Raw genomic sequence first — 15,447 nt, forward strand, 5'->3', positions numbered from 1 at the left:
GCTTCGCCGGCTCCGCAAATCACTGATTTACGAAGGGTCGGGGTTCAAACCGTGGCCTGGGGTACAGCAGTCGCTAAATCACGCTGGCACGGAGGCGATAACTGCCATCCGCACGTTTCTCCAAGGGGCTGGCCGCCGCGAGCAGCCGGCGGGTATAGGGGTGTTGTGGGGTGTCGAAGATCATGTCCCGCGAGCCCATCTCCACCACCTCGCCCTGATTCATCACCGCCACGCGATGGGCGATACGTTCCACCGCCGAGAGATCGTGGGAGATAAACAGGCAGGCAAACCCATATAGGCGTTGCAGACGCTCGAACAGTTCGAGGATCTGCTTCTGGATGGTCATATCCAATGCCGAGATCGGCTCGTCGGCGATCACCAGTTTGGGCCGCCTGACCAGCGCCCGACCAATCGCCACGCGCTGGCGTTGACCACCGGAGAGTTGATGAGCAAAGCGCTCGCGGAACTGTTCAGGCAGGCCCACGTCGACCAGGGTCTCGGTGACCCGTTGGCGTTTTTGCGCGGGTGTCAGCCCTGGCTCATGGCGCAACGGCTCGGCGATGATCTGGCCGACGGTCATGCGTGGGTCGAGGGACGAATACGGGTCCTGGAAAATCATCTGGCAGTGCAGGCGATGCGTGCGGTTGGCGGCCTTGAGTATGTCCACGCCTTGGAAGAGGATCGACCCGGCACATGGCGTGACCAATCCGACCACCGCACGGCCGAGGGTCGTCTTACCCGAGCCGCTACCACCGACCAGGGCCAGGGTCTCGCCGGGAGCGATGCTCAGGTTCACCGAGTGCACCACGCGCTTTGGCACGCTGCGCCCCCAAAAACTGCGCGGGCCGGGATGCTCGATGCACACATCCTGAACCTGCAACAGCGCGCGGTCGGCCGACGGCAATGGCACCAGCTCGCCACGGCGTGGCAGCGCTTCCAGCAACTGCCGGGTGTACTCGGCCTTTGGTGCGAACAGGATGTCTTCGATCCGGCCTTGCTCCACCGCCCTACCCGAGCGCATCACCACCACCTTGTGGGCATAACGCGCCACCAGGGACAGGTCGTGGCTGATAAACAAGATCGCAGTGCCTTGCTCACGCGTCAGTTCCAGCATCAGCTCGATCACGTCCAGTTGTGCCAGGCAATCCAGCGCGGTGGTCGGCTCATCGGCGATCAGCAGTGCCGGGCGCAGCAACATCACCGACGCGAGCATGATGCGTTGGCGCATGCCGCCGGAGAACTGGTGCGGGTAAGACGCCAGGCACTTCTCGGCGTCCTTGATGCCGATGCGCTGCAGCATGGCGATACAGCGCAGACGGATAGTCGCGGCGTCGAGCGCGGTGTGTAGCTTGAGTGCCTCACTCATCTGCCGGCCGATCGTCAAGGCCGGGTTGAGCGAAACCATCGGTTCCTGGAAGACCATGCCAATCCGTGCACCGCGCACGCTGCGCATTGCCTTGGCATTGCCGCTATCGAGTGGCTCACCCTGAAAGAGGATACGACCACCACACACCTGCATGGGCGCCGGCAGCAAGCCAATGGCAGCACGGGCGGCCATGGTCTTGCCGCTGCCCGACTCGCCCACCAACGCGACGATTTCACCGGGGGCCATGGTGAAACTGAAGTCATCGACGGCCAGCGGACCGTCCGCGCCGACACGAATCTGTAGATTTTCAACAGCCAGTAACGTAACCGGAGCGCTCATGCTCATTTCCTCATGCGCGGGTCGAGACGATCACGCAAGGCATCGCCGAACAGATTGATAGCCAACAACGTCAGGCTGATAAAGATGCCCGGGAAGATACCCAACCACGGCGCAGTCGAAATGTAGGTACGGCTGGCCGAAAGCATACTGCCCCAGGTGGCGGCGGGCGGTGGCACCCCAAGGCCAAGGAAGCTCAGCGCACTCTCCGAGAGCAAGGCCCAGCCGAACATGCTGGTGGCGAGCACGCACAGCGGCGCCAGACAGTTCGGGGTGATGTGCCGGAACATGGTGTACAACTCCGAGTTGCCAATCACTCGCGACGCCTCGATAAACTCCAGCTCCCGCAGCGACAACACGCTGCCCCGCACCACTCGCACCACCGAGGGGGTGTAAGCGATGCCCAGCGCGAGCACGATGCCGTACTGACTGGCGCCGACGATCGCCATGATGCCCAGCGCCATGAGAATGCCGGGGAACGCCAGCAGTGCATCGTTGAGCATCATCAGCACGCGATCGGTCCAACCACGCAGGTAACCGGCGAGCATGCCGATCACCGTGCCGCAGATAACCGCCACGCTTACCGAGAGCAGGCTGATCCACAGACTGGTGCGCGCACCGATGATCAAACGGCTGAATACGTCGCGGCCGAATTCGTCAGTGCCTAGCCAGTGCGTTGCATTCGGCGCATGCAGGCGCGACAACAGGTCCAGCTTGAGTGGGTCGTACGGCGTCCACACCACGCCCAGCAGAGCCAGCGATACCAGGGCGGCGAGCAACGTGCCGCCGATCAATGCATTCAGCGGCGGGTAACGCCAGGACCGCCGAGGCGGAGTAACCAGCCCGGTCGGCAAAGCAGGAGTCTTGGGATTCATAGCTTCACCCTTGGATCGAACAACGGATACAGCAGATCCACCAACAGGTTGACCACCACGTAGATGCACGTCACCAGCAGCAGGCAGCCTTGCAGCACCGGGTAGTCGCGGGAAAAAATCGCATCGACCATCAACCGGCCGATACCCGGCAAGGTGAATACGGTCTCCAGGACTGCGATACCGCCGAGCAAATTGCCGAGGATCAGACCGATCAGCGTCCAGGTCGGCGCAAACGCATTGCGCAAGGCGTGCTTCCACAGCACCGCACGCTCGGACAAACCCTTGGCCCGTGCATGGGCGATGTACTCCAGGCGGAGCACTTCAATGGTGCTGGCCCGCGCCATCCGCGCAATGGCGCCGAACTCCACGAGGGTCAAGGTGATGATCGGCAGCACCACATACGTCAGCGCCTTCACAGGGTCGCTGGCGAAGCCGACGTAGCCGATCACCGGCAACCAGCCCAACTGAATGCCGAAGACATACAGCAACAGCAACCCCAGCCAGAAACTCGGCACCGACAACAGCAACGTCGCAGTCGCCACCAGGCCCAGGTCCATCGCGCTGTTTTGCTTCCAGGCCGCGAGCAAGCCCACCGGCACCGCGAGCAGGGTCGCCAGTAACACTGCCACCAGCACCACCGTGGCGCTGACGCTGAAACGCTCGACCAGCAACTCCAGCACAGGCTGGCGACTGCTGATGGATATTCCAAGGTCGCCACTGAGCACCGACTTGAGCCAGACCAGGTACTGAGTCACCACTGAATGATCCAGCCCCAGGCTTCTACGCATATCGGCCAGGCTTTTCAGGTCGGCCATGTCGCCGAGCATCAGCAGCGCAGGGTCACCGGGGATCAGGCGGATCAAGGCAAACACAATGACCGAGATCAGCAACAGGGTCGGCACCGCCATGCCGAGCCTGTGCAATATGAATCGAAACATAGCCGTATGCCTCAGTGGGTAGTGTCGGCCAGCTTCACGCCCCACAGGCGTGGCTTGGCAACGGGCCAGGAGCGGTAACCTTCAATGCGCTTGTTCATGGCGCCGATGGCTGTACCGTTGTAGATCACCACCATCGGCACATCCTTGAGCATCAAGGCATGCAGCTTGTCGAATAGGGGCCGGCGCTTGGCGGGGTCCAACTCACGCTGGGCTTCACGCAATATCGCCAGGGCCTCAGGGTTGTCCCAGACTTTGCGTGGTTCCTTTTGTTTGTCGCCAATCACCGACTCGTAGCTTTGCGCCGCGTCGAACCGTCCCGAATAAGAGAACGACATCATCTGGTAGCTGCCGGTCTGGTAGCGCTCCAGTTGCGTGCCCCACTCCAGGGTTTCCATCTCGATATTGAGCCCCGCCGCCTGGGTCATGGCCTGGCTGAGCAAGCCCATATCGAACATCTGCGGGTAACGCTTGTTGACCAGCATGCGGATTTTTTCGCCGCCATAACCCGCCTCTTTCAACAGGCGCCGCGCTTCGTCGAGGTTGTAGGTGTAACCCTGGTGCGCAGCGGCGTCGTAATAGGGGCTGGCGGTAGGAATCACCGAGTTGTTCACCACCGACAAGCCATCGGACAATGCTGCAACCATCTGCGCGTAATCCAGGGACAGCGCCACCGCACGCCGAATACGCACGTCCTTGAGCAACGGGTCGCGGGTCTGGAACAACAAGCCGCTGATGGTCATGATCGGGCTGACCTGAATCTCCAGGTTGTTGACCTGCTTGAGTTGTGCAGCGTCCATCGCCGTCACGTCCGGCAGCAAGTCCACGCCACCAGACAGCAAGGCGGCCTTGGCCGACGCCGAATCGGGGATCACCTCGAAACGCACCTTGTCGATAAATGCCTGCTTGTTGCCGGTGTAACCGTCCGCCTCTGCCTCCGTGCGCGGGGTGTACGCCTTGAAGCGATCCAGCTCGACGTACTGGCCCTTCTGCCATTTGCCCAGGGCGAACGGGCCGGTGCCGATCGGTGTGCGCCAACTGCCATCAGCCGCCACCGAGTCCGGGTGCAGGATGCCGCTGCCGGCACAATCCGGGCGGGCCATCGCGGCCAGGAACAAGCCGTTGGCCTGGTCTAGCTGGAACACCACGGTTTTCGCATCGGGGGTGGAGACATCGACAATCCTGGCTGCGCCACGGCCATCGAACTCCGCCAGACAGCGCCACTGGGTCTTGGGATCAAGGTAGCGCTGCCAAGTCCATTGCACCTCCCTTGCCGTCATCAACTGGCCATTTTGAAAGTGCACCCCGTCGCGCAAGGTGAAGGTGTAGCGCAGGCCATCCGGCGAAATGTCGACCGTGCGGGCCAGCATTGGCGCGATGCTGGTGTCTTCGCGATACGCCACCAGCCCCTCGACGATATGCATCATCACTGCGTCGGTATTGTCGTCGCGGTTGACGCCCGGGTCGGTGCTACGGATATCACCATTGAGGCCAACCCTGATGACCTTGTCTTGCGCCACGGCCATGGACATTGTGCACGCCGATATCGCGACGACCAGCGCCGCCTTCACATAACTGTTCACGGGAGAAAGACTCCTTGAAGAAATATTCCGGTCAATGGCGAGGGCCAAGGCAGGACCGGCGTCAGGATGGTTGAATCCTTGGTTATTGTTATACGGTCTGTTCTGAGTGCATCTACCAGCGTTGTATCAGCCAAGGCTGCGTTTGTGGCGCAATACCCTGGCGAAGAAATCCTGGGCCGCCGGCATGGCCTTGATGCCCTGGTGGGCCACATTGGGTAACAGGTCGAAGTGCACCTGGACACCGGCAGCTTCGAAACTTGCCTTCAAGGTCGCCAGGCGTTCCGGGCGTGTGCGTCCGGCGGCGTTGGCGCCTGCCATGTAGTGTTTACCGTCTTCGCGATGGGTGATTTCCCACGTTTCGAGGTCCGCATCACCCACCACCATGTGCACCGGCAGTTGCTGCAAGGCTTGCAGGTTCAGTGGTTTGCCGAAGCGCGTCGCGAAGTCCCGCACCCCGACCCACCAGTCCTGGTCGGCATCCAGCAAGGTAACCGAACCCGGCGCGCCGATAGACACTGCCCAAAGTTTCTCCGGGTGCAGATAGCAGAATCGATGGGCAAATTGCCCGCCGCCCGAGTAACCGAACAGCGCGAAGGAGTCAAAGCTGCGCCCGTAGCGCTTACCCACGGCGGCAATCATGTCGAGCAGAACCTTGTCGTAGCGAATATCGCCCTCGACCAACTGCTTATAACCGTCCCCATTGCCATCACCCAGCACACCGACCGGGAACAGCGGGGACAGAACCACGCAGTCGTTCCAGCGGCCGAACTCCGCGAAGCCATTGCGATAAATCTCCATCGCACGGGTGGAACCGTGCAACGACACCACCAGGTCCACGGGTCGAGTGCTGTCCTCGATGCTCTCGGGCACATAGAGGGTGTAGGCAAAACGGCTGTCTTCCTGGTGCGAGTACACCGTCGTGACGCCGAGGTGATAGACGCTCCTGGCAGCGCGCAAGGCGGCGTCGATAGGATTGTTCTCTGGATTGCTCATGTGTGGAAAATTCGCCAAGTCAGTTCGGGTTTGAGTATTGGCCGGGCGCCACAAAAAGAAAAACTAATTAAACTTTATCGATCTTGAACAAAATATTTACAATAAGACCTGCCCACGGCTACGGGACCACCCCATGAGCAACATCCGTTTTTTCAAGACGTTTATCGCCGTTGCCGAGTACGGCAGCTTTGCCGCCGCGGCTGAACGCGTGGCCCTCACCAACGCCGCCGTCGGGCAGCAAATGCGCGCACTCGAGGAAGAGATGCGCCGGCCGCTGTTCGACCGCAGCCAGCGGCAGATCAAGCTGAATCGCGATGGCGTGTTGCTGCTGCCCAAAGCCAAGCGCTTGCTGGCGGACTACGAGCAAATGATCGCCGAAGCGCCCGATGACATGGCCATGGAGGGTGAAGTGTCCATCGGCGGCATTACCTCCGGTATGGGCTTGCTCGCCAATTGCCTGGTGCAACTGAAAAAGCTGCACCCACGGATATCGGTCAATCTGATGACCGCTCGCTCCGATGAAGTGGTCAACCTCGTACAGGCCGCAAAGCTCGACGCCGCCTTGCTGATCGAGACCACGCGGCAGAACTTCGATGGCTTGAGCTGGACCCTGCTCTACAACGAACCGATCGTCATGCTTGCCAATGCCACACAAACCGCCGGTATCGACGACGCCGTGGAATTGCTCAGGACGCAGCCGTTCATTCGCTACGACAGATCCACGGCAGTGGGCCGAAAAGTGCAGTCGATCATCAAGAGCGAATCGGTCGAGCCGTTGGAGATCCTGGAGCTCAACTCGATCATTGGCATCGCCGATCTGGTTCGCCAACAAGTCGGTGTGGCAATCGTGCCGTTGCTGAAAAACTTCGACTGGCACAAAGACCCCAGCCTGCGGGTGCTACCGCTACCGGGCGACCTGGCCGTACGTCGGGTGGGGATCTTGGAACAGGGCACCAAAAGTGCGATTACCGGAGAGATTCGCAAGCTACTGATGTCGGCCGTGGCGAAGTGATTCTTGTCTGTCACTTTTCCCGCAACGCCAGATAGCCTGGAGTCAAACCGTGGCCCGGCTTCAGGCTCTCGGGTCATGCCCGGTCTCCTCACCCGGGCTTCATGAGCCCGCTTTGGATTGGGTGCAAGCCCGGTGCGCGGCATCGCTTCCCACTGCCGGCCGTCACCCAAGCCGCCTTCGATTTTATCTCTGGCAATCCGTCAGCGGGTTTAGCCGCACGATGGCCAAGCAGGCGCGTGAGGCGAAGGGGACTAACAGTCCCCCCCTCACAGCATCGTCACGCAACCGCCGTTGCAGCCGCTCTGGAACGCCAGGCAAAAGCCAACACCATCAGCAGCCCCAGACCCGCCATCGCCGCTCCGGCCAGGGAAATCGCCGGATAACCCAACCCGGCATTGATCACCGCTCCGCCCAGCGCCGCACCTATCGCGTTGCCGAGATTGAAGGCACCGATATTCACCGCCGAGGCCAGATTGGGCGCGTCCTTGGCGGCTTCCATGACGCGCATCTGTAGCGGCGGCACCAGGGCGAAACTGGCGATACCCCATATCAGGATGGCCACGGCGGCCGGCAGTGGCCAACGCATCAGCGCGGTGAACGCCAGCAAGACGAGAATCAGCACGCTCAGCGAAACGATCAGGGTACGGTCTATCGAGCGGTCGGCGGCCTTGCCACCCCACATGTTGCCCAGCGTCAATCCCACACCGAACAGCACCAGCATGGCGGTGATGTAAGCGGTGGATGCGTGGGTCTCGTTGCTGAGGATCGGTGCGATGTAAGTGAAGACGGTAAACATTGCCCCCGAGCCGACGACGGTCAGGGCCAACGCCCCCAGCACCGGACCACGGCCCAGTACCCGAATTTCAGCCAGCACGCCGACGCCTTGCGGCATTTGCAGGTTGGGCAAGGCGAACCACAACGCGGCCATGGTCACCCCGCCGAGGCCGGTGATACCCCAGAATGCCGTGCGCCAGCCGAACAGTTCGCCAAACCAGGTGGCCAGCGGCACGCCGCCGATGGTCGCCAGGGTCAGGCCCATGAACATGGCCGCCACCGCCCCGGCACGTTTCTCCGGAGCGACCACGCTGGCGGCGACGATGGAGCCAACGCCAAAGAACGCACCGTGGTTCAGTGAGGTCACCACCCTGGCGACCATAAGGCTGTAGTAATCGGTCGCCAGGGCTGACATCAGATTACCCAGGGTAAAAATCGCCATGAGCCCGATCAGCAGATAGCGCCGGGGAATCCTGCCGGTGGTCAGGGTCATCAACGGCGCGCCGAGCAGTACGCCCAGGGCGTAGGCACTGACCAACAGACCGGCGGCGGGAATGGAAACGCCGAGGTCCGCAGCGATGCCCGGCAACATGCCCATGGGGGCGAACTCGGTCACGCCGATGCCAAAGGCACCAATGGCGAGTGCAACAAGTGGTGGATTGATACGCATGGAAGGCTCCTCATCTATGCTGCGAATGCTACGATCCCGTCTTTTCAGGCGGTAGATAGCATTTCTGGCAATCACCTTTGCGCAAGAGGCACAAATGGACTTCAACGGCAGGTCAGGTGAAATGAGCGTGTTCGCCACCGTGGCGCGGGAAGGCAGCCTGTCAGCCGCCGCGCGTGCATTAGGGCTGACACCCTCGGCGGTCAGTCGGATCATCGCGCGTACCGAACAACGCCTGGGTACCCGCCTGCTGTTGCGCACCACCCGAGCGATCACCTTCACCGCCGAGGGCGAGGCGTTCCTGCGCGGCGCCCGGCGCATCCTGGCCGACATGGACGAGGTCGAAGAAGCCATCGCCGACCAGGGCGTACCCAGGGGCCGATTGCGCGTCAGCGCCGCCCTTGGCCATGGGCGGCAGGCCATCGTTCCCTTGGTGGCAGCCTTCAGCGCCCGCTACCCGAACATCGTCGTCGACCTCACCCTGGGCGACGAAGTGGTCGACATTCTCGGCGGCCAGGCCGACGTGGCGGTGCGCTTTGGTCATCTACCCGACAGCCCGCTGACCGCGCGCAGGATCGGCGACACTGGCCAGGTCGTGGTGGCATCGCCCGACTATCTGCAGCGCCATGGCACCCCGGTGGAACCGGAGGACCTGCTACGGCACAACTGCCTACGCTTCAACTTTCGGCGCGCCGAACCCAACTGGCCATTCATCCGCGACGGACGAGAGTTCTCCCTGAAGGTCAGCGGCAACATCGAATGCAGCAGTGGTGAAGCGTTGGCACAATTCGCGCGAGTCGGTGCCGGCATTGCCCGTATCGGCGAGTTCACCGTGAGCGAGGACCTGCAGCGCGGAGACCTGATACCGCTGCTGGAAGCCTGGAACCCAGGCGACCGAGAACCGATCCATGCGGTGTTCGTGGGGGGCTCGGCAATGCCGGCGCGGGTGCGGCTGTTCGTGGATTTCCTGCTGGAACATCACCGGATGTAAGCGGTGGCGTCACTTAATCCTTCCGGGTGCTTGAGATGTGGCCTGGCATAGCGTCAACCGCGAACAGGGACTATCTTAAAGCCCTGACGGCCGTGGCTCGTCGCACCTATAACAATAACGCCGTGCCCGCCCTCTGAAGCGGCACGCTACACGGAGCCTCCCATGACTCGGCATAGCGCGCAGCCCCATCCGAGCGAACTCGCTGCCTTCGTCAACGAGCATTTCCCTGAGCGGCGAATCAGGCCGGACCGGGTGATTGCCCAGTCCTGGTATCGCAGCGTCATAAAACATCGACTCGATCCCTCCTCGTCCGCGCGCCTGGATGTTCTTTGCGCCGAAGATATCCGCCAGCATCAGCAACGACACCAACAGTACCTCGATATCGCCAGCCAGGGCGTCAGCGGTTTGGCCCGGCGCGTGGTACCGGCCGGCTTCGCGGTGTTGCTCAGCGATGAACACGGCATCACCCTCGATGCCCGCCTGCCCGACCAGCCTGTTCCTTATGTCCGCTCGGGCTTGGTGGTCGGGGCGCGCTGGGACGAGTCCATCGCCGGCACCAACGGCATTGGCACCACGTTGGCTGCGGCCGAGCCTTTGATCATCCACCGCGAGGAGCACTTCCTCACCTCGAATGCTCGCCTGAGCTGTTCCGTTGCGCCGATTTTCAACGCCCAGGGCCTGTTGCAGGGTTGCTTGAACGCTACTTGCCTGAACAGCAATGGCCCCAAGGAAAGCCAATACCTGACCCTGCAGCTGGTGATTCTGTATGCCCGCTTGATCGAGAACGCACACTTTCGCCAAAACTACCGCGATCGGCTGACCCTCTCGCTCAAGCCCATCGACGAGATTGCCGATCTCGCCAACGAGCAATTGCTGGCACTGGATGACAGTGGTCGAGTGATCGGTGCCAATCACGCGGCCTTTGTTGCCCATGACCAGGCCGATGGCCCACATCTGCTGGGCGGCCCTATCGACCAACTGCTGCCCATGGGCGTCGACGAGCTACTGCGCCTGACCAACGGCGGCGCCCGCGGCCTGCGCCTGCGTGCACGGCACGACGAAGCGCTGCTGGACCTGAGCCTGCGCATCCCCGCGAGCCATCACCGTCTGGCGCCAGCGCCGGCCAAGGCACAGCGGCCCCGCCACCCCGATCTGGAGCAACTGGCCGGTGATGACCCGACGCTACAGCAGGCCGTGCGCCGCTTGCACAAGGTCATCGACAAAGACATCGCCATCCTGATCACCGGCGAGACAGGCACTGGCAAAGAGGCTTTTGCGCGAGCCATTCACCAGGCCAGCGCGCGTCGGGACGAGCCCTTTATCGCACTCAACTGCGCGGCAATCCCCGAGAGCCTGATCGAGAGTGAACTGTTCGGCTACCGTGGCGGTAGCTTCACCGGTGCCGATAAAAAAGGCATGAAGGGCAAGCTGGAACTGGCCAATGGCGGCACGCTGTTTCTCGATGAAATCGGCGATATGCCAGCCCATCTGCAAACCCGTCTGCTACGCGTACTGGCCGAACGGGAGATCAGCCCCATCGGTGCTCCAATGCCGGTATCACTGGACATCCAGGTGATTTGCGCCACGCACCAAGACCTGCAAGGTATGTTGCGCGACAAACACTTTCGCGAGGATCTGTTCTATCGCCTCAACGGCATGAACCTCAGTCTGCCGCCCTTGCGCGAACGCAGTGACCGCGCACAACTGATCCAGCGTCTGCTCGACAGCCAAGCCGAAGCCAAGGGTGTGCAGCTCACCGCCCAGGCCCGCCAATGCCTGCTGGAGGCGTCCTGGCCCGGCAATATCCGCCAACTGATCAATGCCCTGCGCTACGCGGTGGCGATGGCCGAGGACGGCTATGTCGATGTCGACTGCCTCCCCGCCGAACTGCTGCAGGGCGACGCGTATGCCCGGCTGGCCAGCCCATCCATGGGCAGCGAACCACCCGCGTCGAATCTGCTGGAAATCTTGCGCCGGCATCGGTGGAACATCAGCGCGGCAGCCGCCGAGTTGGGGGTCGCTCGCTCGACGCTCTATCGACAGATGAAAAAACAACGCTTGGTGCAACCCAACGACCGTCTCTGATCCCCTATACAAAACGCCCAGACCGTGAATCCGGCCTGGGCGCTTTTTGATGGCGGTCGAACTGTCACGCCTGGATGTACACCACATGGGTATGGGTGTATTCGTACAGCCCGTGCTTACCATCAGCGCCGCCAATACCTGACTTGCGCGTCCCGGCGTGGAAGCCCTGCATGGCTTCGAAGTTCTCGCGGTTGATATAGGTCTCACCGAAATCCAGCGAGCGGGTTGCCTGCATGGCAGCGCTCAGGCTTGCAGTGTAGATCGACGAGGTCAGGCCGTATTCGCTGTCATTGGCCAGTGCAATCGCCTCATCGAGGTCATCGACAATCTGGATCGGAAGCACCGGACCAAAGATCTCCTTGCGCATGATTTCCATGTTCGCGGAACACCCGGCCAAAACGGTTGGCTGGTAGTGGAAACCCTGGCCTAGATCGGCCACCGCGCCGCCGGTGATAATCTGCGCACCCTGCCCGCTCGCGGTCCGGACCATTTGCGCCACCTTGTCGAGCGCCGCGCGATTGATCAGCGGCCCCATGTCCAACCCATGTTCGGCCAGAGGATCGCCATACCGGGTGGCCGCCATGGACGCCGCAATACCTTCGATAAACGCATCGGCCACCTTGCGCTCGACGTAGACTCGCTCGGCGCAGTTGCACACTTGCCCGGTATTGATCACCCGCGAGGCCGTAATGGCCCTGATCGCCAGGTCCAGGTCAGCGTCAGCCAGAACAATGGCGGGTGCCTTGCCGCCCAGTTCCAGATTGAGTTTCGTGATATTCGGTGCCGCAGCGGCCATGATCCGCGAACCGGTGCCGACGCTGCCGGTAAAGCTGATCAGGTCGATGCCCGGGTGACTGCTCAGTGCATGGCCGACCGCTGCGCCAGTGCCGCAAACCACGTTGAAGACGCCAGCGGGCAGATCCGTCTCGGCCACCAGGCGAGCGAACTCGAAGCAGTTGATCGGCGTTTCTTCACTCGGCTTGATGACGATGGTATTGCCGGTCAACAGCGCTGGCGCCATCTTGCGGGCGATCAGGAAGAACGGGAAATTCCACGGCAAAATCCCGGCGACCACGCCGAGGGGTTTGCGCAGCAAAAAGATGCTCTCGCCGGCCCGGTCGCTGCTCAGCACTTCGCCTTCCAGGCGCCGCGCCCACTCGGCCATGTAGTCGAGGTAGTCGGCCGTGAAATTCACTTCGACCCGCGCCAACTCCAGGACCTTGCCCTGTTCGGCAGTAATGGTCCGAGCCAAACGCTCGCCGTGTTCGCGCACCTTGCTGGCAATTTTGCGCAAATAGCCCGCACGTTCAATGGCCGGGCGGCCAGCCCAGGCCTTTTGGGCTTGGCGCGCGGCTGCGATGGCCTGCTCGACTTCGGCGGTGCTGCCTTGGGGCACGCGCCCAAGCAACTGGCCGTTGGCCGGGTTATGGACCTCAAGATGCTCGTCGCTGGCGATAAAGGCATTGGCGATGTAGTTCTGGTAGATGATGTCACTCATATCCGCGTCTCTCCTGTCGAGGATGTGCGACCGACCGGCAAGGCTACCGGCCGGCCGGAGGCTTATTGCTTGGCGCTGAATTTTTTCCAGGCCAGTCCTTCGTCCTGAAGGTCGTGGGCCCGCTTGATCAGGTACTGATGGATCTGGTCGACCTGCTCGGGGGTAAAGGCATCGGCAAAGGACGGCATGCCATCGGGCACACGCCCACCGAACAGGATGCCGAGGAACATCTGGTGTTTCTCCGGCGTCAGCTTGCGAAGATCCGGCAACACGCCGCCGCTGACCGCGTGGATGCCATGGCACTGCGAGCAATATCCGTCATAGAGCTTGCCGCCGGCCTCGATGGCCGCGGTGTCGGTGCTCAGCGCTGGTGGTTTCGGGGTGTCGGGACGCGGCGCCGGTTCCTGCAACTTGGCTGTGCCGCCAATCTTGTAGGTCAGCACCTGGGAAAAGGGCTGCACCCCGGCACGCAGCGACAGGGCGCCGGCAAAGGTGGAAAATGCCCCGCCCCAACCGGCCATGAACGTCACGTACTGCTCGCCATCGACGCTGTAGGTAATCGGTGCTGCCATCACCCCACTGGCCGCAGGCTGCTCCCAGAGTTTCTTACCGGTGTCGGCCGCGTAGGCGATCACCCGGCCATCGGCGCTGCCTTCGAATACCAGGTTACCGGCGGTACTCAAGGTGCCGCCATTGAAGATGGTCACGTAGGGCACTTCCCAGGCCGGCTGCTGCTTGACCGGGTCCCAGGCGATCAGCTTGCCCGACCAACCCTTGGCCATTTCCAACAGGCCGTCGACATTCTCCGGCATCATTCCGGTCCGCAGGCCCAACTGGTACATGCTCTTGAAAGGGTTGCGCTTGGGCGCCTCGGGAATGTGCTCGTAGTAGGCGGACATGATGTGGGCCGGGATATACACCAACCCGGTGTTCGGGTTGTAGGACATTGGCTGCCAGTCATGCGCGCCCCAGAAGGCCGGCGTCACCAGCTTGCGCTTGCCGTCCTTCCAATAGGCAGCGTTCTCGTCATCGACGATTGGCCGACCGGTCTTCATATCCATGCCCTTGGTCCAGCTTTGCGGCACGATGCCCTTGGCCGAAAGCAACTGGCCGGTAGCGCGATCGATCACATAGAAGAAACCGTTCTTGGGCGCCTGCATCAGCACCTTGCGCGGTTTCCCGTCAATGGGCAGTTCGGCGAGGATCATATGCTGGGTCGCGGTGTAGTCCCACGCGTCACCCGGGGTGGTCTGGTAGTGCCAGACGTACTCACCGGTATCGGCGTTGACCGCGACAATCGACGACAGGAACAGATTGTCGCCCTTGGCCTGGCTGCGCCATTTCGGGTCCCACAGCGAACCGTTGCCGACACCGATGTACAGCAGATTCAAATCCGGGTCGAAGGCAAACGAATCCCAGGCAGTCCCGCCACCGCCCTGCTCGACAAACGCGTCGCCATGCCAGGTCTTGGCGGCAATGGCCATGCCCTTGTCTTCCGGTGGTAGCTTGGGGTCGCCGGGCACGGTATAGAACCGCCAGGCCTGCTTGCCAGTCTCGGCATCGTAGGCGGTGACATAGCCGCGCACGCCAAACTCCGCGCCGCCGTTGCCGATCACCACCTTGCCGTTGACCACCCTGGGCGCGCCGGTGATGGTGTAGCTGCGCTTGTGATCGGCCCGGGTATCGACCGACCAGGCGCGTTGACCGGTCTTGGCATCGATGGCCTCCAGGCGCCCGTCAAGCACGCCCACGTAGACCTTGCCCTTCCACACGGCCACGCCACGGTTGACCGCGTCGCAGCAGGCTTCGCCCGCGCGGTTACGGTCCGATTGCGGGTCGTACTTCCAGATCAATTTACCGTTACGGGCATCCAGCGCGTACACCACCGAAAACGGCCCAGTGGTGTACATCACGCCATCGACCACGATCGGCGTGGCTTCGACACCACGATCCAGATCGAGCTTGTAGCTCCAGGCCAGCCCAAGCTGACCGACGTTCTGGTCGCTGATCCGTTTGAGCGGGCTGTAGCGCTGCTCATCATAGGTCCGCCCGGTGCTCATCCAGTTGCCGGGTTCTTTATCGGCCGCAATCAGTCGCTGACTGTCGACATTGGCTGGCGTCTCAGCAGCCAAGGCGGACGCAGTGGCCAGGCTCAACAGCAAAGCGCCGGCCAGGGATTTCAGAGGGATACCGGCGACGGTAGATCGAACACCGGAAAACGAGGCATGGCCAATCTGTCTCATGGGCGTAGTCCTTTTCTTATTAGTGGCGCGGTCATATCGATGCGCACCCGTGAAGGAGCAATGACCATGCCATTGACTTGAAATAGGGC

General features: G+C 62.0%; 11 protein-coding genes. 3 read left to right on the forward strand and 8 right to left on the reverse strand.

Features of this window, described 5'->3' with window-relative positions; all coding sequences use genetic code 11:
- Positions 1–73 precede the first annotated feature (73 nt).
- The 5 genes from BM300_RS01630 to BM300_RS01650 form a co-directional block, all read right to left on the reverse strand.
- Positions 74–1,705, reverse strand: coding sequence for an ABC transporter ATP-binding protein (locus tag BM300_RS01630; RefSeq protein WP_092142226.1), 1,632 nt, complete (start codon positions 1,703–1,705; stop codon positions 74–76).
- Between the two features lie 2 nt (positions 1,706–1,707).
- Positions 1,708–2,577: an ABC transporter permease gene (locus BM300_RS01635; protein ID WP_092221720.1), complete on the reverse strand. Its 870-nt coding sequence runs from the start codon at positions 2,575–2,577 to the stop codon at positions 1,708–1,710.
- A complete protein-coding gene (locus tag BM300_RS01640; RefSeq protein WP_092461809.1) occupies positions 2,574–3,515 on the reverse strand; it encodes an ABC transporter permease in 942 nt (313 codons plus the stop codon). Before BM300_RS01640 ends, BM300_RS01635 begins: the two co-directional genes overlap by 4 nt.
- A gap of 11 nt (positions 3,516–3,526) precedes the next feature.
- On the reverse strand, positions 3,527–5,095 hold the full coding sequence (locus BM300_RS01645) for an ABC transporter substrate-binding protein (RefSeq protein ID WP_092142235.1): 1,569 nt from the start codon (positions 5,093–5,095) through the stop codon (positions 3,527–3,529).
- Positions 5,096–5,221: 126 nt separating this feature from the next.
- The gene (locus BM300_RS01650) at positions 5,222–6,088 is read right to left on the reverse strand and encodes an alpha/beta hydrolase family protein (RefSeq protein WP_092461811.1); all 867 of its coding nucleotides are present in this window, start codon (positions 6,086–6,088) and stop codon (positions 5,222–5,224) included.
- A 133-nt stretch (positions 6,089–6,221) separates the two neighbouring features.
- On the opposite strand from BM300_RS01650, the gene BM300_RS01655 reads away from it, so the two are divergent.
- Complete coding sequence (locus BM300_RS01655) at positions 6,222–7,100, forward strand: LysR family transcriptional regulator (protein ID WP_092142241.1); 879 nt, start codon at positions 6,222–6,224, stop codon at positions 7,098–7,100.
- A 277-nt stretch (positions 7,101–7,377) separates the two neighbouring features.
- Here BM300_RS01655 and BM300_RS01660 read toward each other — a convergent pair whose 3' ends face one another.
- Positions 7,378–8,544, reverse strand: a complete 1,167-nt coding sequence (locus tag BM300_RS01660; RefSeq protein WP_092142245.1) for an MFS transporter — start codon at positions 8,542–8,544, stop codon at positions 7,378–7,380.
- A 94-nt stretch (positions 8,545–8,638) separates the two neighbouring features.
- On the opposite strand from BM300_RS01660, the gene BM300_RS01665 reads away from it, so the two are divergent.
- Positions 8,639–9,532 carry a LysR family transcriptional regulator gene (locus BM300_RS01665; protein ID WP_092461813.1) on the forward strand — a complete coding sequence of 298 codons (894 nt, stop codon included), beginning with the start codon at positions 8,639–8,641 and terminating at the stop codon, positions 9,530–9,532.
- Positions 9,533–9,694: 162 nt separating this feature from the next.
- Positions 9,695–11,617: a sigma-54-dependent Fis family transcriptional regulator gene (locus BM300_RS01670; protein WP_092461815.1), complete on the forward strand. Its 1,923-nt coding sequence runs from the start codon at positions 9,695–9,697 to the stop codon at positions 11,615–11,617.
- Positions 11,618–11,681: 64 nt separating this feature from the next.
- Here BM300_RS01670 and aldA read toward each other — a convergent pair whose 3' ends face one another.
- The gene (aldA, locus tag BM300_RS01675; protein WP_092461817.1) at positions 11,682–13,115 is read right to left on the reverse strand and encodes an aldehyde dehydrogenase; all 1,434 of its coding nucleotides are present in this window, start codon (positions 13,113–13,115) and stop codon (positions 11,682–11,684) included.
- A 62-nt stretch (positions 13,116–13,177) separates the two neighbouring features.
- Entirely contained in the window at positions 13,178–15,358 is a 2,181-nt protein-coding gene (locus BM300_RS01680; RefSeq protein WP_092142258.1) for a PQQ-dependent dehydrogenase, methanol/ethanol family, read from the reverse strand.
- Positions 15,359–15,447 lie beyond the last annotated feature (89 nt).

The organism is Pseudomonas sp. NFACC46-3 (genome assembly GCF_900114515.1).
Classification (GTDB): Bacteria; Pseudomonadota; Gammaproteobacteria; order Pseudomonadales; family Pseudomonadaceae; genus Aquipseudomonas; species Aquipseudomonas fluorescens_Q.

What these genes read in the sequence shown, in the direction of transcription:
- BM300_RS01680 (WP_092142258.1), bottom strand. Translation starts at nt 15,358, where the DNA reads ATGAGACAGATTGGCCATGCCTCGTTTTCCGGTGTTCGATCTACCGTC.
- BM300_RS01655 (WP_092142241.1), top strand. Translation starts at nt 6,222, where the DNA reads ATGAGCAACATCCGTTTTTTCAAGACGTTTATCGCCGTTGCCGAGTAC.
- BM300_RS01670 (WP_092461815.1), top strand. Translation starts at nt 9,695, where the DNA reads ATGACTCGGCATAGCGCGCAGCCCCATCCGAGCGAACTCGCTGCCTTC.
- BM300_RS01640 (WP_092461809.1), bottom strand. Translation starts at nt 3,515, where the DNA reads ATGTTTCGATTCATATTGCACAGGCTCGGCATGGCGGTGCCGACCCTG.
- BM300_RS01630 (WP_092142226.1), bottom strand. Translation starts at nt 1,705, where the DNA reads ATGAGCGCTCCGGTTACGTTACTGGCTGTTGAAAATCTACAGATTCGT.
- BM300_RS01635 (WP_092221720.1), bottom strand. Translation starts at nt 2,577, where the DNA reads ATGAATCCCAAGACTCCTGCTTTGCCGACCGGGCTGGTTACTCCGCCT.
- BM300_RS01650 (WP_092461811.1), bottom strand. Translation starts at nt 6,088, where the DNA reads ATGAGCAATCCAGAGAACAATCCTATCGACGCCGCCTTGCGCGCTGCC.
- aldA (WP_092461817.1), bottom strand. Translation starts at nt 13,115, where the DNA reads ATGAGTGACATCATCTACCAGAACTACATCGCCAATGCCTTTATCGCC.
- BM300_RS01665 (WP_092461813.1), top strand. Translation starts at nt 8,639, where the DNA reads ATGGACTTCAACGGCAGGTCAGGTGAAATGAGCGTGTTCGCCACCGTG.
- BM300_RS01660 (WP_092142245.1), bottom strand. Translation starts at nt 8,544, where the DNA reads ATGCGTATCAATCCACCACTTGTTGCACTCGCCATTGGTGCCTTTGGC.